This is a genomic window from Mesorhizobium sp. M1A.F.Ca.IN.020.03.2.1 (assembly GCF_004023205.1).
Lineage (GTDB): Bacteria > Pseudomonadota > Alphaproteobacteria > Rhizobiales > Rhizobiaceae > Mesorhizobium.
Genome location: NZ_RZSV01000029.1, coordinates 1 through 24,010, shown reverse-complemented (window position 1 = coordinate 24,010; position 24,010 = coordinate 1). Strand labels below are relative to the sequence as shown.

Sequence of the window (24,010 nt, the reverse complement as noted above, 5' to 3'; positions counted from 1 at the left end):
TTTCCACTTTGCTGGATCATGCTCTCATTGACCGAGAAGCCAGCTTTGCGGGTCCCTGATCGGCTCGCCACGCTGCAGCGCCTGCAGGCCGAGAATGCAGCGGACGATGAACCAGACGGCAACCGCAAACATCAGCAGGAAGCCGATCGCGAGCATCATCAGGACCACCGAGATCAGCGCGTAGAGAAGGCCGATCCAGAACGTCCTGATCAGGAATGTGTAGTGGCTTTCGACATAGCCGCCCGCCTTGCCGCGATTGATGTAGGCGAGCACGATTCCGATAATGCCGGTGACGCCGACGACAAGGCTGGCGAGATAGAGAATGTAGATGACCAGCGCGTTGGTCTGACCCGGCTCAAGCCAGCGATCGGTCTGGCGCGAGCCGCTGCCCGGGCCTGGATTGGCATTGCTCATGGTGCTGCTCCCTCCGTTGACAGAGAAAGAGTAGCAGAGCTGGAAGTAGGCGCCATGCGGCCGGGGTTGAGAATGTGCTTCGGGTCAAACTCGGCCTTCACCCGCGCGGAAAGCGCCGCCAGATACGGCGGTTGCGGTTCGAAAACGGGGAGCGCCGCGCGATGCGAGGCAGATGCGCGCGCCAGCGTCGCGTGGCCGCCGCCATATTTGCGAAGAAGACCGCGCAGCAGTTCCGCGTCCGGGTCGTCCTCGCGCATCGAGAGCCACGCGAGACCGCCCTGCCAGTCATAAAAGGCGTCAACCGCCGCCTGCATGCGCAGCGCCATCACCATATGATGCGCCTCAGACGGCGGCATCGAGACGCGCCAGACCGGCCCTGCGCCGCCATCGGCAAAAGGCACACAGTCGCGGATGTCGCGCCAGATCGCCTTCGACGCTTCGCCGGCAATTTCCTGCAGCGGGCCGGCCTTGCTGAGCAGGTTCCGCAATGCCTCGGTACGGTAGACGACCGAGGGGCCAAAGCCTTCGACGCGCAGCAGCGTCGCGGCATCGCTGCCGAGATGGCCGGCGGCGACCCGCGCGGCGATCCGCTCGGGCAGGTGCGCGGCGCTCGAGACCTCGGCGCTGGAGCCCAGCGCCAGCGCCATAGCCGCAACGGCAGCATCGTCGAGCAGGCCTCGAATGGCCAAAGTCACCTCCGTTTCCGCCGCCGGCAGCACCTTGAAGGTGACGTCGGTCAGCGCGGCGAGCGTGCCCCAGCTCCCCGCCATCAGCTTGGAAAGGTCGTAGCCGGTGACGTTCTTGACGACGCGGCCGCCCGACTTGAAGGCTTCGCCGCGGCCGGAAACCGCCGATATGCCGAGAATGTGGTCGCGTGCCGCACCCGCCTTGAGCCGGCGCGGACCGGATAGGTTGGAAGCCAGCACGCCGCCCAGCGTTCCCTTACCCGGCTCGCCGCCGAGCAGCGGCCCGTAATCCATCGGCTCGAAGGCGAATTGCTGGCCGTTCTCGGCAAGCAGCTTTTCGACTTCGGCGAGTGGCGTGCCGGCGCGTGCCGAAAGCACCAGCTCGGCCGGCTCGTAGAGCGTGACGCCGGTGAGCTTCGACAGGTCGAGCCAATGCTCGGTCTGCAGCGGCCGGCCAATGCCCCGCTTGGAGCCATGGCCGAGGATTTCGAGCGGGCTTTCCTCCGCGGTGGCCCATTGGATGGTGGAGAGGACTTCGGCGGGGCTGGATGGGGTGAAGGTGGTCATTGCAATCTCCGGTTCCTCGCCCCCGCGAAGCGGGGAGAGAAACCCAAGTTCTGGGACGTTCCCATCAAAACCTCGGAATGTCCGGAAACGCCATCTGGCCCCGATGCACGTGCATGCGTCCGAGCTCGGCGCAGCGGCGGAGCTGCGGGAAGACCTTGCCGGGGTTAAGCAGGTGGCTGGGGTCGAAGGCGCATTTGACGCGCATTTGCTGGTCGAGATCGACTTGGTTGAACATTTCGGGCATCAGGTCGCGCTTCTCGACGCCGACGCCATGCTCGCCGGTGAGCACGCCGCCGACCTCGACACACAGCCGCAATATGTCGGCGCCGAAACGCTCGGCCTTGTCGAGCTCGCCCGGCACGTTGGCGTCGTAGAGGATCAGCGGGTGCAGGTTGCCGTCGCCGGCATGGAAGACATTGGCGACGCCCAACCCGTATTTTTCGGAGAGATCGCGCATGCCGGCGAGCACGCGCGGCAGCTGCTTGCGCGGGATGGTGCCGTCCATGCAGTAATAGTCGGGCGAGATGCGGCCGACGGCCGGGAAGGCGGCCTTGCGTCCGGCCCAGAAGCCCAGCCGCTCCTGCTCCGACTGCGAGATGCGGCAGGTGGTCGAGCCGTTGCGGTAGGCGATCGCCTCGACCAAGCCGATCAGGTGATCGACTTCGACGCTCGGCCCGTCGAGCTCGACGATCAGCAGCGCCTCGACATCCAGCGGATAGCCGGCATGGACGAAATCCTCGGCCGCGTGGATCGCCGGGCGATCCATCATCTCCATGCCGCCCGGGATGATGCCGGCGCCGATGATGTCGGCGACGCATTGGCCGCCCTGCTCGCTGGTCGGAAAGCCGATCAACAGCGCGCGTGCCGTCTCCGGCTTCTTCAGGATGCGCACCGTCACCTCGGTAACGACGCCGAGCAGGCCTTCCGAGCCGGTCATGACGCCGAGCAGGTCATAGCCTTCCTGATCGAGATGGCTGCCGCCGAGCCGCACCACCTCGCCATTCATCAGCACCATCTGGATGCCCAGCACATTGTTGGCGGTAAGCCCGTATTTTAGGCAGTGCACGCCGCCGGAATTCTCCGCGACATTGCCGCCGATCGAGCAGGCGATCTGGGAGGATGGATCGGGGGCATAGTAAAAGCCCTCCTGCTCGACGGCGGTGGTGATGCCGAGATTGGTGACGCCCGGCTGGGCGACGACGACACGGTTCGGATAGTCGATCGCGAGGATGCGGTTGAAGCGGCTCATCACCAGAAGCACGGCATCTTCGAGCGGCAGCGCGCCGCCCGACAGCGACGTGCCGGAACCGCGCGGCACGACGCGGATGTTGCGCTCGTTGCAATATTTCAGCACGCGGGAGACCTGCGCCACCGTCTCGGGCAGCACGACGACGAGCGGCAGTTGGCGGTAGGCGGTCAGGCCGTCGCTCTCGAAGGCGCGCATCTCGGTGGCCGTGTCGACAACGCCCTCGCCCGGCACGATGATGCGCATGTCGGCGACGATCTCGGCGCGCTTGCGCAGCGTCCCGGCATCTGGCTTGGGCATGGCAAGGCCGGACATCGAAGCCTCCTCCACTCGACTGGTCAAAATCTTTTACCAGCCGGGAGCATTCCTTGCAAACGCTGCTTTGGTCGAAATCGGATGGCGAACGACGGCCGAGCTTTCGCAGCGGCAATCTGCCGCTGGCTTCTGCCCGCTTGAGGGACCCTCGAGGGGAGATGGCCGCGAAGCGGTCAGGGGTTCGCCTCACGTAACCGCCGGCTCGTCTGGCGTCGAGGAAGATCCTGGAGCTTCTCGCGCCGCGGCCCCCTGTTGTCTTCGGGAAATCTCCCGGTCGAGGGGAAGTTTACTCGCCCGGATGCTTGGCCGGCTCGGAGTGCATCCTGCGCACGCGGCGCACGCCCCACCAGACGAGCAGGATGGCGACCGGCACCGAAGCCGCGGTGACGACTTCCGGCGGGAAGGCATGGCCGAAGCTCGACGCGCCTTTGGCGACATAGCCGATGAGGCCGACGACATAATAAGAGACGGCAGCGACGGAGAGACCTTCGACCGTCTGCTGCAGGCGCAACTGCAGCCTGGCGCGATTGTTCATCGAGGCCAGCAGGTCGCGGTTCTGCTTCTCGACGTCGACATCGACCCAGGTGCGCAGCAACGTGGTGGCGCGGGTGAGTTTTCGCGAGAGGTTCGCCTGGCGCTCCTCCACCGAGCGGCAGGTTCGCATCGCCGGCGCCATGCGCCGCTGCAGGAAGCCTGCCCAGGTGTCGTAGCCCTGTACCGACTCCTCATCCAGCGCCTCCAGGCGCTCGCTGACGATGCCGTCATAGGCGCGGCTGGCGCCGAAACGGTAGAGGCTGGATGCCGCATCGGCCTCCAATTCGGCTGCAAGTTCGGTGAGGTCGGCGAGCAAGGTCTGGCTGTCGCGGGTCTCGGCCGCCTTCATTTCAAGCGTCGTCTGCGCCAGCCGGTCCTCGATGCGGCGGGCGCGGCCAGACAGCGTCAGCGCCAGCGGCAGGCCAAGCATGGCAAGCGTCCGGTAGGTCTCGATGTCGATCAGCCGTTGCGACAAGGCGCCGGTGCTCGCCGGCGTCAGGCCGCGGTCGAGCACCAGCATGCGGGTCAGCCCGTCGCCATCCTGGCGAAAGTCCGTGACGATGGCCGCCGCACCGCGCTCGACCAGCGAATAGCAGAGGCTGGTCGGATCGAAGCCGGCGATCAGCTTCTCGCTCGCCTGCGTCCATTTGCGGATTTCGAGCCGGATGCCGGAAATCACCGTTCCCGGCGGCGAGAAGCCGTTGCCGAAGGGCGAATCCTCCTGGCCCCGGCTGCTTTCGGCCAGCGGCCCTTCCCAGAGATAGGTCGAGAACTCCGTATGCCGTTCCCAGCGCAAGGTGCCCTTGCCCCATTTCATGGCATGGTGGCGGGCATGGCGTTCGGGCGCTGCGATGCCCAAGCGCCGCGACAGGTCCGACAGCACGGCAAGGTCGACGGCCGAGCCGCCTTCGGTCATGAAGGAGAGTTGGATGAGCACGCGCGGCTTCTCGACCAGCGGGTGCGGACGAGCATGGACCTCGCCTAGCGCGCCGGGGCGACCCTCGTGGGCCGGAAAGCCCATGACGCTGCCCTGGGCACGCGGCTGGAATTCGAGATTGGCGTCCGACACGGCTGGTCCCCCTGGTTTCGACCCTTCGTGCAATCGCGTTGTCTTGCGGCAATCGGCAGGGGCCGTAAACAGCAAATTTCAGCTGCAGCCGATTCACAGAGCCGCCGGGGAGTCGACCTGATTCGGCGAATTGGATAAATAATTTGACCAGTTGGCGACGGAGGCTTAGATCTGCGCGACATCCATTCCGTTTCCAGGCGCGCTTCCATTGAGCGATATCTTCTCCAGGATCGAGCATTCGCGCACCGCCGACGAGGTGGTGCAGCAGATCGAGAGCCTGATCCTCGAGGGCGTGCTGCGCACCGGCGACCGGCTGCCGGGCGAGCGCGAGCTGGCGCGTCAGTTCGACGTGTCGCGGCCGATCCTGCGCGACGCGCTGAAGGCGCTGGAAGGACGCGGGCTGCTGACCACCAGACCGGGCGGCGGCACGCATGTCGCCGACGTCATCGGCCAGCTTTTCACCAAGCCGGTGACCGATCTGATCTCGATGCACCGCAAGGCGGTGACCGACTATCTGGAATACCGGCGCGAGGTCGAGGCAATCGCGGCCGAATACGCGGCGCGGCGAGCGACGCCCGAGGATCTGGCGCTGCTCGACCGCATCATGGCGCGCATGGACGAGGCGCACCGTACCGGCGACTTCGACGACGAGGCGGAAATCGACGTCGAATTCCACCACGCGGTCTGCGAATGCGCGCACAACATCATCCTCCTGCACACGCTGCGCTCCTGCTACCGGCTGCTCTCCGAGGGCGTGTTCCAGAACCGGTTGCTGGTCTTCACCGTGCCCGGCGCGCGCGAGGCGTTGCTTGAGCAGCACCGGGCAATCCACGCCGCGATCAAGGCGGCGGATCCTGCCGCAGCCCGCAAGGCGGCGATGGACCACATTACCTATGTCGAGCGCTCCATGGCTGAGGCCGAGCGCAGCGGCGACTGGCAGCGCGTGTCACGGCTGAGGCTCAGGCAGCGCTCGGAAGCCGGCGACATCGAACCGACACGCAAACGCTCCTAAGCACTGATCACGCGGGGACTACCATGAGCGACATCCTCACCATCGCCGACCTCAAGGACATGGCGCGCCGCAAGGTGCCGAAGATGTTCTTCGACTATGCCGATTCCGGCGCCTGGACGGAGAGCACCTACCGCGCCAACGAGGAGGACTTCGGCAAGATAAAATTCCGCCAGCGCGTGCTGGTCGACATGAGCAACCGCTCGCTGGAATCGACCATGATCGGTGAGAAGGTGGCGATGCCGGTGGCGTTGGCACCGACCGGGCTGACCGGCATGCAGCATGCCGACGGCGAGATGCTCGCGGCGCAGGCCGCTGAGGAATTCGGCGTGCCGTTCACGCTCTCGACCATGAGCATCTGTTCGATCGAGGATGTCGCCTCGGTGACCAAGAAGCCGTTCTGGTTCCAACTCTACGTGCTGCGCGACAAGGATTTCGTCGTCGATCTCATCGACCGCGCTAAGGCGGCGAAATGCTCGGCGCTGGTGCTGACGCTTGACCTGCAGATCCTCGGCCAGCGTCACAAGGACGTGCGCAACGGGCTGTCGGCACCGCCCAAGATGACGCTCGCCAACATTGTCGATCTCGCCCTCAAGCCGCGCTGGTGCCTGGGGATAGCGGGCACGCCGCGCCGCACCTTCCGCAACATCGTCGGCCACGCCAAGGGTGTCGGCGACGTTTCTTCGCTGTCGTCCTGGACGACGGAGCAGTTCGACCCGCAGCTGTCCTGGAAGGATGTCGCCTGGATCCAGGAGCGCTGGGGCGGCAAGCTGATCCTGAAGGGCATCCTCGACAAGGAGGATGCGTTGATGGCGGCCGAGACGGGAGCCGACGCGATCATCGTGTCCAATCATGGCGGGCGGCAGCTCGACGGCGCCGCCTCCTCGATCTCGGTGCTGGAAGAGATCGCCGACGCGGTCGGCGATCGGATCGAGGTGCATATGGATGGCGGCATTCGCTCGGGTCAGGATGTGCTCAAGGCGCTCTGCCTCGGCGCCAGGGGCACCTATATCGGCCGGCCGTTCCTTTACGGGCTCGGCGCGATGGGCAAGGCGGGCGTCACCAAGGCGCTGGAGATCATCCGCAAGGAGATGGACATCACGCTGGCGCTGTGCGGTAAGCGTCTGGTAACCGACATGGGCAAGGACCAGCTGCGGCGCTAGGGGCTTATTCACCGATCCGCCCTAGTTTCCCGTGATGACAGACACGGGAAGACGTCGCCTTGACTGAAGCCGGCATCCACTATCTCGACGCGCGCGGGCCGAAAGGCATACGCATCTATGCCATCGGCGACGTGCATGGCCGTCATGACCTGCTCGCCGCCATGCACAGCCGGATAGCAAGCGATCTGGAGTACGGACCAAAGTCCGATTGGCGCATCATCCATCTCGGCGATTATGTCGACCGCGGACCGGACTCGAGGAACGTCATCGAATTCCTAATCGAGGCGCGGAGCCGTGATCCCCGCAACATCATGCTTGCCGGCAACCATGACATCGGCATGCTCGATTTCCTTGCCAAACCCGATCCGGAGGGTCTGTTCATGCGCTATGGCGGCGTCCAGACGGCGGCGTCATACGGGGTGAAGCTCTCGACCGGCAGCAGCTGGTTCGGCAGGTCGGACGAGGCGCTGGCGCACGGACACGCGGCCTTGGTCGAAGCAGTGCCGCAAGCCCATGTCGACTTCCTGCGCTCGCTGTCTTTTTCAGCGTGCTTCGGCGACTTCTTCTTCTGCCATGCCGGCATCCGGCCGGGGGTGCCGCTCGAAAGCCAGAACGAGCAGGACCTGATCTGGATTCGCGACGTCTTCCACAATTACCCGGGGCTGTATCCCAAAGTGATCGTGCACGGGCATACGCCGGTGCCGGACGTCGAGGTGATGGCCAACCGCGTCAATCTCGACACGCTCGCCTGGCAGGCGGGAACGCTCAGCGCACTTGCCGTCGACGGCGCTGAAAAGCGCATTCTGACGGTCGAGGGAATGGCGTTCTGGCCATGACCCCAAGTGTGGGATCAGCTTTCCCTTTGTCGGGAAGGATCAGGCTCTAGCGAAGCGCGGCGGTGACGCCGTAGCCGTCGACGGCCTGGTGATTGTTTGCAGCGTCGGCAGAATAAATGCCGAGGCCGCACACGACGATGGCAGACAGCATTACAAAGGACAAAAGCGCTGCTTTCACGGACGTCATCTCTGGTTGAGCTTTCTGCATCTGTGCACGAGGCGGTTACCAATGCGTTGAAACGATAAAATGCGTCTCAATGTTTCGACGACTTCGCGCTTCTAAGCAGATTCTGTATCGCCGGTGTGTCGCTTGGATCACACAACAGGTTCATCGCGGTTGCACGGACGATACAGAGGGCGCCCTCTTAGGCGGGCGGCCGGACACAAACCAAGAATGAAGTGCGTTTTCCCCAGGCGGAACTGCCGCCGCGTGCCAATTATGTCACGCTCCGCGGCGGTGCGACGGTCAGATCGTCGCCACCCAGGCACGCGCGATCGCGAGCCCTGCGGCGTCGGCGTGCGGTCCGTTGCTAGCCATCTCGTAGTCGAGCCTGCCGGTCCAGTCGGGATGGCGCTCGGCGATCAGCGCCGCGAAGGAGGTGCTCCAGTCGCGCACCAGCGGGCGATCCGCCTCGAAATGGAACTGGAAGCCATAGACGGCGCGGCCAATACGAAAAGCCTGGTTCGCCGCGACATCATTGCCCGCAAGCCGCACGGCCTTCTCGGGTAGGTCGAACGTATCGTCGTGCCATTGGAAAGTCGGGAACTTTTCCGGCAAGGTGCCGAGAACAGGGTCGTGCTTGGCTTCGGCCGTCAGCGACACCCCGCACCAGCCGAATTCAACCGCACCGCCGATGTGGTTGTCGGCGCCAAAGGCGCGGGCGACGAGCTGGCCGCCGAGGCAGATGCCAAGCACCGATCGGTCCTTGCCGGCGAAATCGCGCGTCAATTCGAGCAAGGCGGGAAAATAGGGATAGTCGTCGTCGGCCAGCGCATTCTGCCCCCCGCCCAGAACCACCATGGCATCGTGACCGTTCGCGTCCCGGGGCAGCGGATCGCCTTGGTAGGGGCGGCGCAAGTCAAGCTCGGCGCCAGCCTCCGCGAGAGCGGCGCCGACTTGGCCGAGGCCGGTATTGTCGTAGTTCTGGACCACCAGCACCCGCATCCCCGAATCCCTGCTGACATGAAAATGACGGTGGGAGCGATATCATGCCGCCTCGGTTTCAGCCAAGCCGCGCGCCGGAGAGAAAGCTATGCCACTGCAGAACCGGGTCGATCCGTTCGGCGTCATCCATGCCGTGCCCGAGCGCGGCCTCTTCACCGGTAATCGCGGTATCGTCCATGACCCCGAGACTAAAACGCTTCTGAGGAAGCGTTGGGCGCTGCCGGCCTGGATCATCTGCGTCTGCCAATTCCGCGGCGTGCGACGCGAGCCGATGGGCCGCAATCGGCCTGGAGGAAAGGCCGGCTGGACCGAACTGTTCTTTCTCGACGAGGTGACGGCGCTCGCGGCCGGTCACCGGCCCTGCTTCTACTGCCGGCGCGACCAAGCGAGAGATTTCGTGCGGCGCTTCGGAAAGGTCTTCGGCATTGCCGAACCGCGCGCGCCGATGGTCGACAAGCGGCTGCACAAGGAGCGGCTGGCCTCCGGTGGGCGTCCGCCGACCGTCTCATCGGACGAACTCGCCGGTTTGCCGGATGGAGCAGTCGTGGCCGAGGGTGAGACCGCCTACGCGCTCCGCGCCAGCAAGGCGCTCGAATGGTCCTTCGCAGGCTATGCCGAGCCCGTCTTGTTCAATCGCCTCGCCGGGCGATCGCTGCGACTGCTCACGCCTGCCACAAGTGTTTCGGTGCTGAGACATGGTTACGCGCCGGTCTGGCATCCGTCCGCCGATACTTGACGACAACCCGCGCCTCGCCCATTGCTCGGCCATGCGCGCCAACTACAAAATGCAGCGGCTGTTCGTGCCGGACGATCTCGGACCGGGGTTCGAATTCGATGCTGGACAGCAGCAGAGCCACTATCTCGCGCATGTGATGCGGCTCGGCGAAGGCGCGAAGGTCCTGCTCTTCAACAGCCGCGACGGCGAGTGGTCGGCTTCGATCGCCGCCAAGACCAAGAAAGCCGTCCGGCTCAAGGTGCTTACCCTGCAGCGGCCGCAGCCGCCGCTGCCCGACCTCGCCTATTGCTTCGCCCCGCTGAAGCAGGGCCGGCTCGACTATCTGGTGCAGAAAGCGGTCGAAATGGGCGCCGGCATCCTGCAACCGGTCATCACCCAGCACACACAAGTGGCCAAGCCTGGCATCGATCGGCTGCGCGCCAATGTCGTCGAAGCGGCCGAGCAATGCGGCATCCTGGCGGTGCCAAAGGTGTGCGAAGCAGAGAAGCTGGAGCGGCTGCTCGGCGGCTGGGACAAGGAACGGCGGCTGATCTTCTGCGACGAGGATGCCTCGACCAACAATCCACTGCCAGCCTTGCAGAAGGTAAGCGAGAAGAAACTCGCGCTGCTGGTGGGGCCGGAGGGCGGCTTTTCCGATGACGAGCGCAGGATGCTGCGGGCGCTGCCCTTCGTCAGCGCCATTCCGCTCGGGCCGCGCATCCTGCGCGCCGACACGGCGGCGGTCGCGGCGCTCGCGGTGATGCAGGCGACGATCGGCGACTGGTGATCAAATCCAGTTGAGGCGTGGCTCAGGATTTTTCGCTTGATCGGCTACTGACATTTCGTCCATCTAGCGCCCGGCGGCTAGCTGACGGCTGCGGAGGGCTTTCTTATGGCGCGCGACACAACCGATATCCAGCCCATCGAAGGCATCGACGAACTCGTCGGCTATCTGGCGGCGGGCAACAAGCCGCGCGACAAATGGCGGATCGGCACCGAGCACGAGAAGTTTCCCTTCTATGTCGATGGCAACGCGCCGGTGCCCTATGGCGGCGAGCGCGGCATCCGCCCCATCCTGGAAGGCATGCAGGAAAAGCTCGGCTGGGATCCGATCATGGATGCCGGCCGCATCATCGGCCTAGTCGAGCCGACCGGCCAGGGCGCGATCTCGCTGGAGCCGGGCGGGCAGTTCGAGCTCTCCGGCGCGCCGCTGGAGACGATCCACCAGACCTGCCGCGAGGGCAACGCGCATCTGGCGCAGGTGCGCGAGATCGCCGAGCCGCTCGGCATCCGCTTCCTCGGCCTCGGCGGCAGCCCAAAATGGTCGCTTGCCGAAACGCCGAAAATGCCGAAGTCACGCTACGAGATCATGACTCGCTACATGCCGAAGGTCGGCTCCAAGGGCCTCGACATGATGTATCGCACCTGCACGATCCAGGTGAATCTCGACTTCGAAAGCGAATTCGACATGCGCCGCAAGATGCAGGTGGCGCTGAAGCTGCAGCCGCTGTCGACGGCGCTGTTCGCCAATTCGCCCTTCACCGAGAGCCGGCCGAACGGGCTGCAGAGCTGGCGCGGCGACATCTGGCGCGACACCGACAACCAGCGCTCCGGCATGCTCGAATTCTGCTTCGCGCCGGATTTCGGCTTTGCCGACTATGTCGAATGGGCGCTCGACGTGCCGATGTATTTCGTCATCCGCGACGGGCAGTATCACGACATGACGCGCTACACCTTCCGCCAGTTCATGGCGGGTGCCGCGCGCACGCAAGTGCCCGACGGCCTGCCGACGATGGGCGACTGGGCGAACCACCTCTCCACCCTCTTCCCCGATGTGCGGCTGAAGCGCTTCCTCGAGATGCGGGGCGCCGACGGCGGACCGTGGCGGCGCATCTGCGCGCTGCCGGCTTTCTGGGTCGGCCTGCTCTATGACGAGCAGGCACTCGACGCCGCGGAGACGCTGACCTCGAGCTGGACCTACGAAGAAGCGCTGGCGATGCGCAACGCCGTGCCGGAGCACGGGATTTCGGCGCCATTCCGCAACGCCACCTTGCGCGAGGTTGCCCGCGACGTGCTGGCCATCGCCCGCACGGGTCTGAAGAACCGCGCCAAGAAGAACCGCGACGGCTATGACGAGACCTCGTTCCTCAACACGCTCGACGAGGTCGTGGCGCGCGGCACCACCAGCGCCGAGGAGATGCTTTCGGCATATCACACGCGCTGGGGCGGCTCGATCGAGCCGGTGTTCATGGAATATGCCTACTGACCGTTCGCCGGCCACCTGAGCCGTGGCTCGGCAAAAGCTGCTTCAATCGGTGATGGAAACGCAATAGGCTCCTCCGTGAGGATATTGCCGAGGAGATCTCATGCCTTCCCTGTTCGATATTTTTTTGCAAGCCCAGAACGGCGCCGGCATGCAGGCGCTGGCCCAGCAGTTTGGCCTTTCGATGCAGCAGGCGCAGGCCGCGGTGCAGGCGCTGCTGCCGGCCTTCTCACAGGGGCTTCAGCGCAACACCGCCGATCCCTATGGAATGGGTGCTTTCATGACGGCGATGGCGAGCGGCCAGCACGCCAAGTATTTCGAGGACGCAACCCGGGCCTTCACGCCGCAAGGCATCGATGAAGGCAACGGCATTCTCGGCCATCTGTTCGGCTCGAAGGACCTGTCACGCGCTGTTGCAGCCCAGGCCGCTCAGGCGACCGGCCTTAGCCAGCAGGTGCTGCAGCAGATGCTGCCGGCGATGGCGTCGATGATGATGGGCGGATTGTTCAAGCAGACCAACAGCCAGATGCAGGCCGCCGGCGGCTTCCGTGGCGGCGGCAATCCTTTCGGCGAGATCATCGAGGAGATGATGCGGCAGGCGGGAGGCGGCGCACAGGCCCCGCAGCCGGCGCCAAATCCCTATGGCGACAATCCGCTCGGCAAGGTGCTGCAAGACATGTTCGGCGGCGGCGCCCAACAGCCGCAAAGCCAACCGCAGCAGGCGCCGAACCCTTACGGCGACAATCCGCTGGGCAAGATGTTCGAGGAAATGCTGCGGCAAGGCGGCGGTTTCGACACGCCAGACGGAGAGCAGGCGCCGCAGCAATCCCAGCCGCAGCCGCAAACCAATCCGAGCGGCCGGCCGAGAAATCCATTCGACGACATCTTCGGCAGGATGTTCGAGACCGGCGCGCAGCAGCGCGAGGAATATCAGAAGGGCATGGAGACGATCTTCGACCAGTTCAAGCGCGGGATGGACCGACGGTAGGGCGCTCAAATCAAAAGAAAAATGCCCGGTCCTGGAGGGGAACCGGGCAATGTGCAGGCAGGCCGGCGGGGAACCGGCAGGGAGTGTGGGAGCCTGCATGAAACTTGGTCGCGCCGAGCCCTCGAAAGGTTCAGCGCGAGCGCAAACGCAGCCGGCGAAGCCGCTCAGGCGACCTTGCGGGCGAGGTCCTCGATCATATCGACGCGCTCTTCTGCGATTGCGCGCAGCTTCACCGTCGGATCGCGGCCGAAAGGCACGCTGACGGCGACGTGGAGGTCGGCGCGGGTCAGGCCGATGTCGGCAAGCTCGGCATCCGACATCTCGCCAAGGCGATAAAAGGCGCGGCGGTTTTTCCAGGCGCGGAAGGCATCGGCGACCGCATTGAGCACGCGGGTCGCAACGGCCGGACGCGTGGTGATGCGCGGGGTCTCGGAGGCGAATTCGATCGTGGTCATGTCAGTCTCTCCTTCGGAGTCGTGCAGACGAAACCATGCAATCGGCGCCTGGGAGGAGCGCCGTTGCGGTCTCGATACAGTTAACGTGACGCATGTCGTTGCCCCCAACACGGGGGCCACTTTTGGGCGACATGCTGTGCCTTCATGTGGACAATGGCAATTTGCCACGCCGCGATTGATTAATCCAACGAATGTTTCTAATCTTTAGCATCAACACGAATGATGGATTGGACCGATGAAAGCGCCGCTCGATCTCGATCAGTTGCAGACCTTCATCTCGATTGCCGACACCGGCAGCTTCACGCGGGCTGCCGAGGAGGTGCACCGGACACAGTCTGCGGTGTCGATGCAGATGCGCCGTCTTGAGGAGCGGATCGGCAAGCCGCTGTTCGAAAAGGATGGTCGCACCAACAAGCTGACCGAGGAAGGCGACAGGCTGCTTTCCTATGCAAGGCGGCTGATCTACCTCAACCGCGAGACTTTGGCGGCCTTCGACGACCAGCGGCTCGAAGGCACGATACGGATCGGCACGCCGGATGACTATGCGGACCGCTTCCTGCCCGAGATCATGGCGCGCTTCTCGCGCTCCAACCCGCGTGTGGAACTCACCGTCATCTGCGAGCCGACGCCGGGCCTGGTCGAGCACATCAAGCGCGGCAATCTCGACCTCGCGCTGGTGACGCACAACGACACGCGCGGCCAGTCGGAGGTGGTGCGGCGCGAGCCGCTTCTATGGGTCACCTCGGCCAATCATGCCACGCATGAGCAGGAAATCCTGCCGATGGCGTTCGGCCGGCCGAACTGCATCTGGCGGCGCGCGGCGGTCGACGTGCTCGACCGGCAGAACCGCGAATACCGCGTGCTCTTCTCCAGCTTCTCGGCGACCGTGATCACCGCCGCCGTGCTTTCCGGCCTCGCCATCTCGGTGCTGCCGGAATGCGCGCTCAGGCCCGGCATGCGCGTGCTCGGCGAGGCCGACGGGTTCGACGCGCTGCCGGATTGCCGCATCGGCATCATGCGCGGCCAGACCTCGCAGCCGGAGATCGTCGATGCTCTGGCCCGCCATATCGCGGAAAGCCTGGACAATATTTCCGTGCCGGTCAGCGAAGAGACGGGAAGCTTCGACTTCGCGGCACTCGCCTTCGCCAAGATGAAGCGGACCAAGGCAAACCAGATCCTGCCTGGATGGTAGGGGTTCAGGCGCGAGCGGCGGCCGGCTGAATCTCGTCCGGCGAAGCTAGACCGGAAAGGCCGAGCAGTTGGACCGGCTCAAGCGGCGGCGACAAGAAATAGCCCTGGAGTTGCCGGCAGCCCATTGCGACCAGCAACATCTTCTGCGCCTCGGTCTCCACGCCCTCGGCGGTGACGTCGACCCCGAGCGCCATGGCAAGATCGATCAGGGCCTTGACGATCGCGGCCGAGTTGCCGTCGCCATCGAGAAGCCGCACGAAGGAGCGGTCTATCTTGAGCTTGTCGATGGCGTGGCGACGCAAGTAGCTGAGCGATGAATAGCCGGTCCCGAAATCGTCCAGAACGATGCCGACGCCCAACTGGCGCAAGGTGGTCAGAGCCGCCCTCGAAGCATCGCTGTTGTCCAGAAGCACGCTTTCGGTGATCTCGAACTGCAGGCGCTGCGGCGCCAGCCCGGTGTCGGCAAGGATCGACGCGACCTGTTCGGGAAAGCCGGCGTCGCGCAACTGCAGCGGCGATACGTTAACGGCGAGCCACGGCAGGTCGGTTCGCACGGCGAAACGGCAGGCCTCCTGCAGCACCCACGCGCCGAGTTGGCCGATCATGCCGCGCTCCTCGGCGATGGCGATGAATTGCGCCGCCGGCAATGCGCCATGCACATCATGCCCCCAGCGGATCAGCGCCTCCGCGCCGAGCATCGTCTTGCCGTTCGCCGCGAACACCGGCTGGTAGGCGAGCCCGATGCCGGTGCCGCCGTCGAGAGCCTTGCGAAGCTCGGTCTCGACTGTGCGCTTGCGCAAGAGCAGGTCGTCCATGTCGCCGGCGAAGACCTGGTGCCGGCCCCGGCCGTTCTTCTTGGCTTCGTAAAGCGCGATGTCGGCCTTGCGCAGCAGATCGTCGGCATCCGTTTCGACGCCGTCCGATAGCGCGATGCCGATCGAGGCGCTGACGAAGACCTGATCTTCCATGAGCTTGAACGGTTCCTGCAACTTCTGCAGCAGCCGCTCGGCGATATCCTCGGCGGCACGGATATCGCGGATGTCGACGAGGATCAGCGCGAACTCGTCGCCGCCCAGCCGCGCCACGGTGTCCACCTCGCGAACGGTGTGCTGGAGCCTGGCCGCTGTCTGACGCACAAGCTCATCGCCCGCCGGATGGCCGAGCGTGTCATTGATGTGCTTGAAGCGGTCGAGATCGAGGTAAAGCAGCGCCGCCCTTCCCATGTCGTGAACCGCGATATCCTGGCTGGCCTTGAGCAGGGCCCGCCGCAAGCGGTCCTCGAACAAAGCCCGGTTGGGCAGGCCGGTGAGCGTGTCGTGGAAAGCGAGATATTGCGCCTCGTCCTGGCTTGTCTGCAGCGCGGACGAGGCGCGGCGGAGCCTGCGCAGCAGAAACGCCAGAACGCCGGCCGCGACAAGCAGCGCCAAGACCAGCGCCGGGGCCATCTTGCGCACCAGCGTGAGACCTGGCCGTTCCTGGTCCCAGCCGACATAACCGAGGATGATACCGCGGGAATCGACCAGAGGCACCGCAGCGGCTCCGACCGATTGCGACAGCGGCACGAGACGCGCGCCGTCGAGCAGATATTTTTTGGCGATCTTGCCGATGACCGCGTCGTTGATGAACTCCACCGAAACGTGCAGATATTCGGTGCCGGGCGCCTGCGTGACCCGGTCCGTACTCGGCACCAGCGCCATGACGCTCAGGATCGCCGGTTTTCCCTGGAGCGACACAAGGTCCTCCGCGACCATCTTGGCCGGCTGGCCGGAAGCGTCCGCCTTCTGTGGCTCAGCCAGCATGCGGCGCAGCTTCTCGATGGATGGCTGCAAGGCAGGCTCGTCATCGCCATAGGCGGACGCATCGACCACCTTACCTTCCTGCATGGCATGGACCGGACGATTGGCGGCATCGAGAATGTAGACCCGGTTGTGACCGTAATAGGTATACATCCAGACGCTGAGGTTCTCCTCGATCCAGGTCCAATTGCCGGCCCTGACATTGGCGACCGCGTCGTCCCAGACCGCAACGCTTTCCTGCTCACGCTGAACAGACGCAATCTGGTCCTTCAAACCCTCGTCGATGAATATCTTCTGCCGTTCGAGCGAGGCGTTGTCAGCCTGAGCCGCCGCGTAGATGCCGAAGCCGACGACCATGGCCAGCGCGAAGACGGCCAACGTCAGCACGGTCAGCGTCACCTGATGCGTCAAAGGTCTGGTGTTGGCGGTTGCGCTCATGTGTTTCCGGCTGGCTCTTGCTACCGCCAGTCAAAGCAAATCGGGCTTAAGATCGCGTTATAATATGGCGAGATTTCAGCTCTGCCTTGACGCCGCCCGATAAGCGTTCCCCAATCAGAGCATGAGCGAAGCAGCAACCGAATCACGCAGCAATGCCACCGAATATACGGTGAGCGAGATTTCCGGCGCGTTGAAGCGCACGGTCGAGGATGCTTTCGGCAATGTGCGGGTGCGCGGCGAGATTTCCGGCTACCGCGGCCCGCATTCCTCCGGACACGCCTATTTCGCGCTGAAGGACGACCGTGCGCGGATCGAGGCCGTGGTCTGGAAGACCACGATGGCGCGGCTGAAATTCCGCCCGGAGGAAGGGATGGAAGTGATCGCCAGCGGCAGGCTGACGACCTATCCCGGAAAATCCAACTACCAGATCGTCATCGACAATCTGGAGCCGGCCGGCGCCGGCGCGCTGATGGCGCTGCTGGAAGAGCGCAAGCGGCGGCTGCAGGCCGAAGGCCTGTTCGATGCCGGCCGCAAGCGGCGGCTGCCATTCATGCCGCGCGTCATCGGCGTCATCACCTCGCCCACGGGCTCGGTGATCCGCGACATCATCCATCGCATCAAGGACCGTTTTCCGCTCACTGTGCTGGTGTGGCCGGTCCGGGTCCAGGGCGACACGACCGCAAAGGAAGTGACCGCAGCCGTCAACGGCTTCAACGCACTGACCTGGGACGGCGCAATCCGCCAGCCCGATCTCCTGATCGTGGCGCGCGGCGGCGGCAGCCTCGAGGACCTTTGGGGTTTCAACGACGAAGGGCTGGCGCGCGCCGTCGCCGCCTCGCGCATTCCGATCATCTCGGCCGTCGGACACGAGACCGATTGGACGTTGGTCGATTTCGTCGCCGACATGCGGGCGCCGACGCCGACGGGCGCCGCCGAGATGGCAGTGCCGGTCAAGGCGGAGCTCGAAGCGACACTGGCAAATCTCGGCGCGCGGCTTAGTGCCTGCACCTCGCGGCACCTGGATCGCAAGCGCCAGGCGGTGCGCGCCGCGGCGCGGGCTCTCCCCTCACCCGACCAGCTGCTGGCGTTGCCGCGCAGGCGCTTCGACGAAGCGACGAGCCGGCTCGGCCGCGGGCTGACGGTGAGCATCGAACGCAAGCGCGCAAGGCTGGAGCGGCAGCGGCTGACGCCGGCCACCTTGTCGCGCCGCCTCAATGAGACGCGCAGGCTGACAGGCCGCGACATCGCCCGCGCGCGGGCCGCGTTCTTCGCAGTCGTTCGGCAAAGCCGGGCGCGCTTTCAGCGCAACTCGGCAAGGCTGTCGCCGGCGCCGGTCGTCAGGCGCCAGAAGCTGCAGGCCGACACGCTGGCCGGACTGACCCGCCGCCAAGAGCAGGCGATGGCGCGGCGGCTTGACCGCCTGCGTGCCGCTCTTACCCAGGCCGACCGGCTGCTCACCACGCTGTCGCACAAGGCCGTGCTGGCGCGCGGCTTCGCGCTGGTCAAGGACGCCGATGGGACCGTCGTCAAGCGCGTCGCGGAGCTGGCGCCGGGTGCGGCGCTGCAGCTGGAGTTCGCCGACGGCAATGCAGAGGCCATCGCCACCAGCGGCGGCGCGCGGCCGAAGTTGGCCGCCAAGCCCTCGGGCAAGGCCAAGGAGCCGGGCAACCAGGGCTCGTTGTTCTGAAATGAGCAGGAGCGACCCGCATCTGCGCACGCCGTCGGGCAAGCCGCGCCTGCGCTCGTTCAACATCGCACTGGACGGCACGCCCGGCCGCTTCAACGCCATCACCGACGTGCCGGGCGTCGCGGTCGGCTATACGACGCTGATTGCCGGCGGGGGCCCGCTGCAAGTCGGGATAGGACCGGTGCGCACCGGCGTGACTGCGATCCTGCCGAGACCTGTCGGCGAACTGGCGACGCCGGTGTTTGCCGGCGTGTTCAGCCAGAACGGCAATGGCGAGCTGACCGGCACGCATATCATCGAGGAGACCGGCGCCTTCAACCTGCCGGTTACCATCACCAACACCCATTCCTGCGGCCTTACCCGCGACGGAACGCTGCGTTGGATGAGCCGGGTGCTGCCGGCGGCGCTCGACAGCGCCTGGGGCCTGCCGGTGGCGGCGGAGACCTATGACGGCTTCCTCAACGACATCAACGGCCACCATGTGAGCTTCGAGCATGTCGCCTCGGCGCTCGACGGCGCGACGGACGGCGCGATCGAGGAAGGAAGCGTCGGCGGCGGCACCGGCATGATCTCGTTCGGCTTCAAGGCCGGGTCAGGCACCGCCTCGCGCATCGTCGAATGGCAAGACAGAAGTTACACGCTCGGCGTGTTCGTGCAGGCGAATTTCGGCAAGCGGCGCAACTTCACCATTCGCGGCCGGCACGTCGGGCCGGAACTCACCGAGCCGGCGATCCGCGAAGGCACGCCGCGTGCCGAAAAGGGCTCGATCATCGCCGTCGTCGCTACGGATGCGCCACTCCTGCCGCACCAGATGAAGCGCCTCGCCAGGCGCGTGCCGCTCGGCATCGCCCTGGCCGGCGGCTACGGCTACCACAGCTCGGGCGATATCTTTCTTGCCTTTTCGACCGCCAATCGCGAGGCCGCGCTGGCGGCTTCAGGCCGCGTCGCCCGCGCGGAGTTCATTCCCGATGTCGATATCGACCCGTTCTTCGATGCTGTGGTGCAAGGGGTGGAGGAGGCGATCCTCAACGCGCTCGTCGCCAATGAGGACATGACCGGGCGCGACGGCAATTTCGTGCCGGCGCTGCCAAAGGCGTGGCTGAAGGACAATTTCGGCTAAGCCGGACGCCCGGCTGAGGTCAGACAAACCGCGCGCACGGTATCTTATTCGGACGGCTTGTCCGACGTCGTCTGTTGCTCGCTCTCCTCGGCGACTTCCTCAAGGCGCGAAGCGATCAGTTCCTGGATGTCGCCGACCTCTTCCTGGATGTCTTCCAGAAGGATGCCTTCCTCGGCGGCTTTGGCGCAGCACTCCTTGGCGAGAGTTTCGGCCTGCTCGTCGATCTTCACCGGCGAATGCTGGCATTGGACCTTTTCGCCAATCCATCCGCGCAAGAACTCGATCGCATGTTCACTCATACTGCTTTTCCCTAGCGGCAATGCCGGTTTGGTAGTCATGAACGCTCGCGTCCCGCCACGGGACGCAGGCCCATTCGAGCCGAGTCGGCCCCTTCCGGCAAGACGTCTTGCCAATGGGACAAGATGCCTTGCCCATGGGACAAGATGTCTTGCCCAGGGTCCGCGGAGCCGAAGGACTGGAAAGGTTCGAGGGACACGTTCAGATTGTTGAGGATGATGCTTTGGCCAGGACCGTCAAAGATCCGTTCTGTTGTTTTTACTTGCTTTCTTCCGGTTTTTCAGACCGATTTCCGTCACAACACCACGCATTTACGGCGATCTCGCAGGCGCAGCCAAGGTGCGAGAAACCGAAAGCCGCCGCTATATAGTGATATCCCCATACAATGTCGACTCTGATCGTCGTGCCTGCTTCTTTCCGCCGCGTCAGGCAGGTGGCGGACAGCCTTCGGGGAAAGGTCTCGGCACCCCTGCTGCGCATCTGGGCATGACGCTGCGCAATACTTGGCAGGTGGCGATGACCATCGCCTCGACTTTCGTTGCCGCGACGCTGCAGCTTCTCATTCCACATTCGTTGCGGCGCGCCATCGACCAGGCGCAGGGCGTGATGGTTGCGGGCGGCGGGACGGCTGCCGAACAGGCGCTTCCGAACACGGCCCTGACACTGCTTGCAGTCAGTGTCGTGCAGGTCTTTCACGATGGCGCAGAACGAGGCCGTCGGCCATCAGACCGGCTATGAGCTGCGCCTGGTCTTCTGCGAGGTGCGCGGGCTGCTCAGCCTGAGCTGCCCTTCGTCGCCCGGCGATGCTTCGTCACCCAATAGAGGAATGGGACGCGGCGGCCGGAAAACCGACGTGACCGCCAGGAAATCGATGGTACCGTTGGCTGGGCTCGAACCAGCGACCCCCAGATCCACAATCTGGTGCTCTAACCAACTGAGCTACAACGGCACATCCGCCTGAGCGCAATCCGAGGAGAAAATCATTCCCCGTGTCCGCTCCGTCGTCGGCGATGCGTCCAATACGGATTATCGGAGTCTAATTCAAGGCCTTTGATGAGGCAAAGATCCGATGAACGAACCCGCGCAGTCCTGATTGGGCAAAGAAAAGGCCGGCGGGAGGAGGTGCCGGCCTTTTCCTGTTACGAGCCAGCGGGAGGAGGAGCTGGCTGGTCACCCCGGAGAGCAAAGGGAGGAGGTTTCACACTCCGGGTATTCATCTCATCAATTCATCGCACATCTATTTGTCTGACGAAATGCGACGTTTTGATGCATCGTTGAGTTGCGCCTGAAATCAGGCCGCCTTGATGTCCTTGAACGCCTTCTCGAAAGCGGTTTTCACCGGCTTCGAGACGTCCTCGACAGCCTTGGAGGCGACGGCCTGAAAGTCCTTGGCCTGCTCGACGGCCATCTCAGCGCGCTTGCGCAGGAAGGCAGTCTGCAGCTCGACGACTTCCGACAGCGTCTTGGCGCCGACCAGGGCTTCAAGGTGCGAGAAGCTGGCCTCGGCATTGGCGCGAAGGATGGCAATGGTCTTCAGCGAGACATCGCCGGAAACGGTCTTGGCGGTCTCGTAGGTCGACTCCAGAACCTTCTGGGTCTCCTCGGCGCCGTTCTTCAGTTTGGTGTAGGCCTCTTTCGACTGCTCGACGCCCTTCTCGGCGAAGGCGCGGATCTGGTCGGTGGCTTTGGAAGCGTCAAAGCTCGGGAATTCAACGTTCTCGATGGTCTCGGTCTTGGCAGTCTTGGACATTTTCCAACCTTTCAAGGGCAGCGGCTTTGACGGAAAGCCGTCTCGTTCATGTATGATGGCAATATAAAGGCAAGTTTTGTGCATTGCAATATCTTTGTTGCACTGCACCATAAAAAATCGCCCCGCCATTAACCAAGAGCCCAGAGATTTCGGCCGATACACGGCATGGCTTGTGGACCTTGGTCCCGTACGCTTTTATTAACAAAGCGTTAACTCAAAAAGCCCGCCTGGAAGGTCTGCCAGCGCATGCCGCCTGAAAACTACTCCTTCCTCGACGTCGCCGTGCTCGACGCGGTGCGCCAGCGCTTCGCCGCCGGCGACGCGCTTGCCATACTGTCGGCCGATCTCGAGCAGGTGATCTGGGCCAACGGGCCAGGTGCCGCGGTATTCGGCTATCCGGAAATCGAAGCAATCATCGGCGCTTCCGCGCGGCTGCCGCTAATTGCCAGGCGGCAGATCATGGCGACCAGCGGCTTTCCGGATATCGGCAGCGACCGCGCCGTCACCGTGCGGCTGGCGACCGGCATGGTCAGCCGCGCCGTCGGCTTGCTCGCCAGCGCGGTAACGATGCCGGACGGCGAAAAGGCGATCATGCTGGCGATGCCCGCGGCGCAGACCGGCTCGCGCGGCGCCGCCGAAATAGCCAGCCGCGCCATTGGCGGCTTCACCGAGGCCGGACATTTCATCGCCTTCGTCGACGCCCAAGGCCATGTCGAGGCGGCTTCGGAGGGATTTGCCGCGCTCGGCATCAGGCCGGAGACGCTCGCTGCCCTGGTCGCGGACGTGGCAAGTGCTGGAGACCGCATCGTCAAGCGGCTTGTTCCCGGCGCAAGCACCTCGTACCCGGCCGGGCTTGCGCGCTTGACCGACGCGCGCCATCTCCTGGTGGTGATCGACGAAGACCAGCTCGACGGCGAGCGGAACGACCAGCCCGACGCCGGTAAGTCGGCAGCGCCGGAAGGCGCGCCCACCGTCTCCGAAGACAAAAACACCACAGTCATCGCCGAGCCGAGCCGAGAGAACAATACCCAGTCTCCGGCCGCGGCAAAGGGCGAAAAGGCAGACGCGGTCCCGGCAGCGGCCACGGATGACGCCCAGCCAACGCAAGGGACCGCGGCCACGGCCGACCACGCGCCGGATGCTGCGCTGGCAGGCGGTGCCGGCCCGGCGCAGCATGACCATTGGTATTTCAATGCCGGCGGCGACGACGTGAAGGGGCCGGAGAGGCCGCCACAGATCGGACCGGCGGAGGTCGCGGCCGGAAGCCGGCAGCACACCGCCGGAACGGCGGCGGCCGAGCCGAGCGCGGCGCGCAAAATCGACCGTTCGGCGCCGCCGCTGCGTTTCGTCTGGCGGACCGACGCCGAAGGCAAGTTCAGCGCGCTGTCGCCGGAATTCGCCGATATCGTCGGCAAACCCGCCGCCGATGTGATCGGTCGCCGCTTCAGGGATGTCGCGACGACTTTCGGCCTCGACGCATCGGGCGAGATCGCCACTCTGCTCGAGCGGCGCGATACCTGGTCGGGACGCTCGGTGCTGTGGCCGGTGGCGGGCACGGACCTGAAGATCCCCGTCGATCTTGCGGCGCTGCCGGTCTATGGCCGCAGCCGCGCCTTCGAAGGCTTCCGCGGCTTCGGCGTCGCGCGCAGCGCCGACGCCGTTGTCGACCCGGAAGCGCTCGGCATTGCGCTGGTGCCCAATGGCGCCGCTCCGACAGAACCCGAACCTGCCGCCGGGCAACCCGCGGCCGAGCCGGCGAAACCTGCCGACCCGTTCCTGGGCGAAGTGCCGGCGCTGACCATCGTGCCCAAGCCGGAGCGCCGCTATGCCGACAAGGTGATCCGGCTGGCCGAGCACAGGCAGCCGGCCAACGACAAGCAGCCGGGAAATGACAGGCCGGCGAGTGAGAAAGGGCTGTCGATCCTCGAGCGCAGCGCCTTTCGCGAGATCGGCGAGCGGCTGCGGAAGGACAGTTCGGGACCGGCCGAGCCGCCAAGCGGCGCAACCGCGGGTGCTCAAAAGCAATCAGATGCGGCTGCAACCGCCGACAAGGCTGCTCCCACGGCCGAACAACCGTTGGCCGGTGAGAGGAAGACCGACCACTCCGATCTGAACGCGACTGACGCGACCTCGCCTGAGCCGGCCATACCGGAAGGCAACGAGGCCATTGGTACGGCCGAAGCGGAGACCGAGGCGGAAGATCAGAAGGATCTGGCTCGGCTCGATGGCCTCGATGTTCCCGAGGCAGCCGCTGGGAAAGACGAAACGCCCGCCGCCTCCGGGTCGCTGCTCAACTATGCCGGGCG

General features: G+C 64.9%; 20 protein-coding genes, 1 tRNA gene and 2 pseudogenes. 12 read left to right on the top strand and 11 right to left on the bottom strand.

The annotated features are described in order from the left end of the window. Window positions 1-24: 24 nt before the first annotated feature. From EOA79_RS07480 to EOA79_RS07465, 4 genes are all read right to left on the bottom strand, one after another. The gene (locus EOA79_RS07480) at window positions 25-414 is read right to left on the bottom strand and encodes a DUF4870 domain-containing protein (RefSeq protein WP_067327357.1); all 390 of its coding nucleotides are present in this window, start codon (window positions 412-414) and stop codon (window positions 25-27) included. Beyond that, window positions 411-1,667 carry an FAD-binding protein gene (locus EOA79_RS07475; RefSeq protein WP_095825785.1) on the bottom strand — a complete coding sequence of 419 codons (1,257 nt, stop codon included), beginning with the start codon at window positions 1,665-1,667 and terminating at the stop codon, window positions 411-413. The genes EOA79_RS07480 and EOA79_RS07475 overlap by 4 nt, the downstream gene beginning before the upstream one ends. A 64-nt stretch (window positions 1,668-1,731) precedes the next feature. After that, on the bottom strand, window positions 1,732-3,228 hold the full coding sequence (locus tag EOA79_RS07470; RefSeq protein ID WP_095825786.1) for an FAD-linked oxidase C-terminal domain-containing protein: 1,497 nt from the start codon (window positions 3,226-3,228) through the stop codon (window positions 1,732-1,734). Window positions 3,229-3,514: 286 nt separating this feature from the next. After that, entirely contained in the window at window positions 3,515-4,831 is a 1,317-nt protein-coding gene (locus EOA79_RS07465) for a DUF3422 family protein (protein WP_067327348.1), read from the bottom strand. A 208-nt stretch (window positions 4,832-5,039) separates the two neighbouring features. Between EOA79_RS07465 and EOA79_RS07460 the strand changes: the two genes are divergently transcribed. From EOA79_RS07460 to EOA79_RS07450, 3 genes are read left to right on the top strand one after another with little or no spacing between them, the layout of a single operon-like run. Further along, window positions 5,040-5,843: an FCD domain-containing protein gene (locus EOA79_RS07460; RefSeq protein WP_067327345.1), complete on the top strand. Its 804-nt coding sequence runs from the start codon at window positions 5,040-5,042 to the stop codon at window positions 5,841-5,843. A 23-nt stretch (window positions 5,844-5,866) separates the two neighbouring features. Further along, window positions 5,867-7,003 (top strand): alpha-hydroxy acid oxidase, encoded by a 1,137-nt coding sequence (locus tag EOA79_RS07455; protein WP_095825787.1) that lies wholly within the window; start codon window positions 5,867-5,869, stop codon window positions 7,001-7,003. Between the two features lie 59 nt (window positions 7,004-7,062). Continuing rightward, window positions 7,063-7,839: a metallophosphoesterase family protein gene (locus tag EOA79_RS07450; protein ID WP_067327338.1), complete on the top strand. Its 777-nt coding sequence runs from the start codon at window positions 7,063-7,065 to the stop codon at window positions 7,837-7,839. Window positions 7,840-7,885: 46 nt separating this feature from the next. On the opposite strand, the gene EOA79_RS34065 is transcribed toward EOA79_RS07450, so the two are convergent. Continuing rightward, window positions 7,886-8,017, bottom strand: a complete 132-nt coding sequence (locus EOA79_RS34065) for a hypothetical protein (RefSeq protein WP_275955501.1) — start codon at window positions 8,015-8,017, stop codon at window positions 7,886-7,888. A gap of 288 nt (window positions 8,018-8,305) precedes the next feature. Beyond that, the gene (locus tag EOA79_RS07440) at window positions 8,306-9,004 is read right to left on the bottom strand and encodes a type 1 glutamine amidotransferase (protein WP_095801085.1); all 699 of its coding nucleotides are present in this window, start codon (window positions 9,002-9,004) and stop codon (window positions 8,306-8,308) included. A gap of 88 nt (window positions 9,005-9,092) precedes the next feature. On the opposite strand from EOA79_RS07440, the gene EOA79_RS07435 reads away from it, so the two are divergent. The 4 genes from EOA79_RS07435 to EOA79_RS07420 all read left to right on the top strand — a co-directional run bounded on the left by EOA79_RS07435 (window position 9,093) and on the right by EOA79_RS07420 (window position 12,970). Beyond that, on the top strand, window positions 9,093-9,740 hold the full coding sequence (locus tag EOA79_RS07435) for a hypothetical protein (RefSeq protein WP_095825788.1): 648 nt from the start codon (window positions 9,093-9,095) through the stop codon (window positions 9,738-9,740). A 31-nt stretch (window positions 9,741-9,771) separates the two neighbouring features. Next, window positions 9,772-10,506 carry a 16S rRNA (uracil(1498)-N(3))-methyltransferase gene (locus tag EOA79_RS07430; RefSeq protein ID WP_095825789.1) on the top strand — a complete coding sequence of 245 codons (735 nt, stop codon included), beginning with the start codon at window positions 9,772-9,774 and terminating at the stop codon, window positions 10,504-10,506. 105 nt (window positions 10,507-10,611) lie between these two features. Beyond that, window positions 10,612-11,985 (top strand): glutamate--cysteine ligase, encoded by a 1,374-nt coding sequence (locus EOA79_RS07425; RefSeq protein ID WP_128292950.1) that lies wholly within the window; start codon window positions 10,612-10,614, stop codon window positions 11,983-11,985. A gap of 100 nt (window positions 11,986-12,085) precedes the next feature. Beyond that, window positions 12,086-12,970, top strand: a complete 885-nt coding sequence (locus tag EOA79_RS07420; protein WP_095825791.1) for a DUF937 domain-containing protein — start codon at window positions 12,086-12,088, stop codon at window positions 12,968-12,970. Window positions 12,971-13,134: 164 nt separating this feature from the next. On the opposite strand, the gene EOA79_RS07415 is transcribed toward EOA79_RS07420, so the two are convergent. Further along, the gene (locus tag EOA79_RS07415; protein ID WP_095801090.1) at window positions 13,135-13,425 is read right to left on the bottom strand and encodes a DUF1127 domain-containing protein; all 291 of its coding nucleotides are present in this window, start codon (window positions 13,423-13,425) and stop codon (window positions 13,135-13,137) included. A 235-nt stretch (window positions 13,426-13,660) separates the two neighbouring features. On the opposite strand from EOA79_RS07415, the gene EOA79_RS07410 reads away from it, so the two are divergent. Continuing rightward, window positions 13,661-14,617 carry a LysR substrate-binding domain-containing protein gene (locus tag EOA79_RS07410; protein WP_066989268.1) on the top strand — a complete coding sequence of 319 codons (957 nt, stop codon included), beginning with the start codon at window positions 13,661-13,663 and terminating at the stop codon, window positions 14,615-14,617. A gap of 4 nt (window positions 14,618-14,621) precedes the next feature. On the opposite strand, the gene EOA79_RS07405 is transcribed toward EOA79_RS07410, so the two are convergent. Then, a complete protein-coding gene (locus tag EOA79_RS07405; protein ID WP_095825792.1) occupies window positions 14,622-16,850 on the bottom strand; it encodes an EAL domain-containing protein in 2,229 nt (742 codons plus the stop codon). Between the two features lie 121 nt (window positions 16,851-16,971). On the opposite strand from EOA79_RS07405, the gene xseA reads away from it, so the two are divergent. Next, complete coding sequence (xseA, locus tag EOA79_RS07400) at window positions 16,972-18,537, top strand: exodeoxyribonuclease VII large subunit (protein ID WP_095801092.1); 1,566 nt, start codon at window positions 16,972-16,974, stop codon at window positions 18,535-18,537. Window position 18,538: 1 nt separating this feature from the next. Then, window positions 18,539-19,657, top strand: a complete 1,119-nt coding sequence (locus tag EOA79_RS07395; protein WP_127335802.1) for a P1 family peptidase — start codon at window positions 18,539-18,541, stop codon at window positions 19,655-19,657. Window positions 19,658-19,701: 44 nt separating this feature from the next. On the opposite strand, the gene EOA79_RS07390 is transcribed toward EOA79_RS07395, so the two are convergent. Further along, on the bottom strand, window positions 19,702-19,956 hold the full coding sequence (locus EOA79_RS07390; RefSeq protein ID WP_067327302.1) for a DUF768 domain-containing protein: 255 nt from the start codon (window positions 19,954-19,956) through the stop codon (window positions 19,702-19,704). A gap of 484 nt (window positions 19,957-20,440) precedes the next feature. On the opposite strand from EOA79_RS07390, the pseudogene EOA79_RS07385 reads away from it, so the two are divergent. Further along, window positions 20,441-20,714: pseudogene (locus EOA79_RS07385) on the top strand (ABC transporter ATP-binding protein); the annotation flags it as partial. A 112-nt stretch (window positions 20,715-20,826) separates the two neighbouring features. Here EOA79_RS07385 and EOA79_RS07380 read toward each other — a convergent pair. Both EOA79_RS07380 and EOA79_RS07375 read right to left on the bottom strand, forming a co-directional pair. Continuing rightward, window positions 20,827-20,903, bottom strand: a tRNA-His gene (locus EOA79_RS07380). Between the two features lie 342 nt (window positions 20,904-21,245). Further along, window positions 21,246-21,704 carry a phasin gene (locus EOA79_RS07375; protein ID WP_066989279.1) on the bottom strand — a complete coding sequence of 153 codons (459 nt, stop codon included), beginning with the start codon at window positions 21,702-21,704 and terminating at the stop codon, window positions 21,246-21,248. Between the two features lie 246 nt (window positions 21,705-21,950). Between EOA79_RS07375 and EOA79_RS07370 the strand changes: the two are divergent. Continuing rightward, window positions 21,951-24,010 (top strand): annotated as a pseudogene (locus tag EOA79_RS07370) (PAS domain-containing sensor histidine kinase); the annotation flags it as partial.

Bases quoted from the DNA above. Each gene is read 5' to 3' on its own strand.
- EOA79_RS07480 (WP_067327357.1), bottom strand. From the start codon at position 414: ATGAGCAATGCCAATCCAGGCCCGGGCAGCGGCTCGCGCCAGACCGAT.
- EOA79_RS07475 (WP_095825785.1), bottom strand. From the start codon at position 1,667: ATGACCACCTTCACCCCATCCAGCCCCGCCGAAGTCCTCTCCACCATC.
- EOA79_RS07470 (WP_095825786.1), bottom strand. From the start codon at position 3,228: ATGTCCGGCCTTGCCATGCCCAAGCCAGATGCCGGGACGCTGCGCAAG.
- EOA79_RS07455 (WP_095825787.1), top strand. From the start codon at position 5,867: ATGAGCGACATCCTCACCATCGCCGACCTCAAGGACATGGCGCGCCGC.
- EOA79_RS07440 (WP_095801085.1), bottom strand. From the start codon at position 9,004: ATGCGGGTGCTGGTGGTCCAGAACTACGACAATACCGGCCTCGGCCAA.
- EOA79_RS07435 (WP_095825788.1), top strand. From the start codon at position 9,093: ATGCCACTGCAGAACCGGGTCGATCCGTTCGGCGTCATCCATGCCGTG.
- EOA79_RS07430 (WP_095825789.1), top strand. From the start codon at position 9,772: ATGCGCGCCAACTACAAAATGCAGCGGCTGTTCGTGCCGGACGATCTC.
- EOA79_RS07425 (WP_128292950.1), top strand. From the start codon at position 10,612: ATGGCGCGCGACACAACCGATATCCAGCCCATCGAAGGCATCGACGAA.
- EOA79_RS07420 (WP_095825791.1), top strand. From the start codon at position 12,086: ATGCCTTCCCTGTTCGATATTTTTTTGCAAGCCCAGAACGGCGCCGGC.
- EOA79_RS07415 (WP_095801090.1), bottom strand. From the start codon at position 13,425: ATGACCACGATCGAATTCGCCTCCGAGACCCCGCGCATCACCACGCGT.
- EOA79_RS07410 (WP_066989268.1), top strand. From the start codon at position 13,661: ATGAAAGCGCCGCTCGATCTCGATCAGTTGCAGACCTTCATCTCGATT.
- EOA79_RS07405 (WP_095825792.1), bottom strand. From the start codon at position 16,850: ATGAGCGCAACCGCCAACACCAGACCTTTGACGCATCAGGTGACGCTG.
- xseA (WP_095801092.1), top strand. From the start codon at position 16,972: ATGAGCGAAGCAGCAACCGAATCACGCAGCAATGCCACCGAATATACG.
- EOA79_RS07395 (WP_127335802.1), top strand. From the start codon at position 18,539: ATGAGCAGGAGCGACCCGCATCTGCGCACGCCGTCGGGCAAGCCGCGC.
- EOA79_RS07390 (WP_067327302.1), bottom strand. From the start codon at position 19,956: ATGAGTGAACATGCGATCGAGTTCTTGCGCGGATGGATTGGCGAAAAG.
- EOA79_RS07375 (WP_066989279.1), bottom strand. From the start codon at position 21,704: ATGTCCAAGACTGCCAAGACCGAGACCATCGAGAACGTTGAATTCCCG.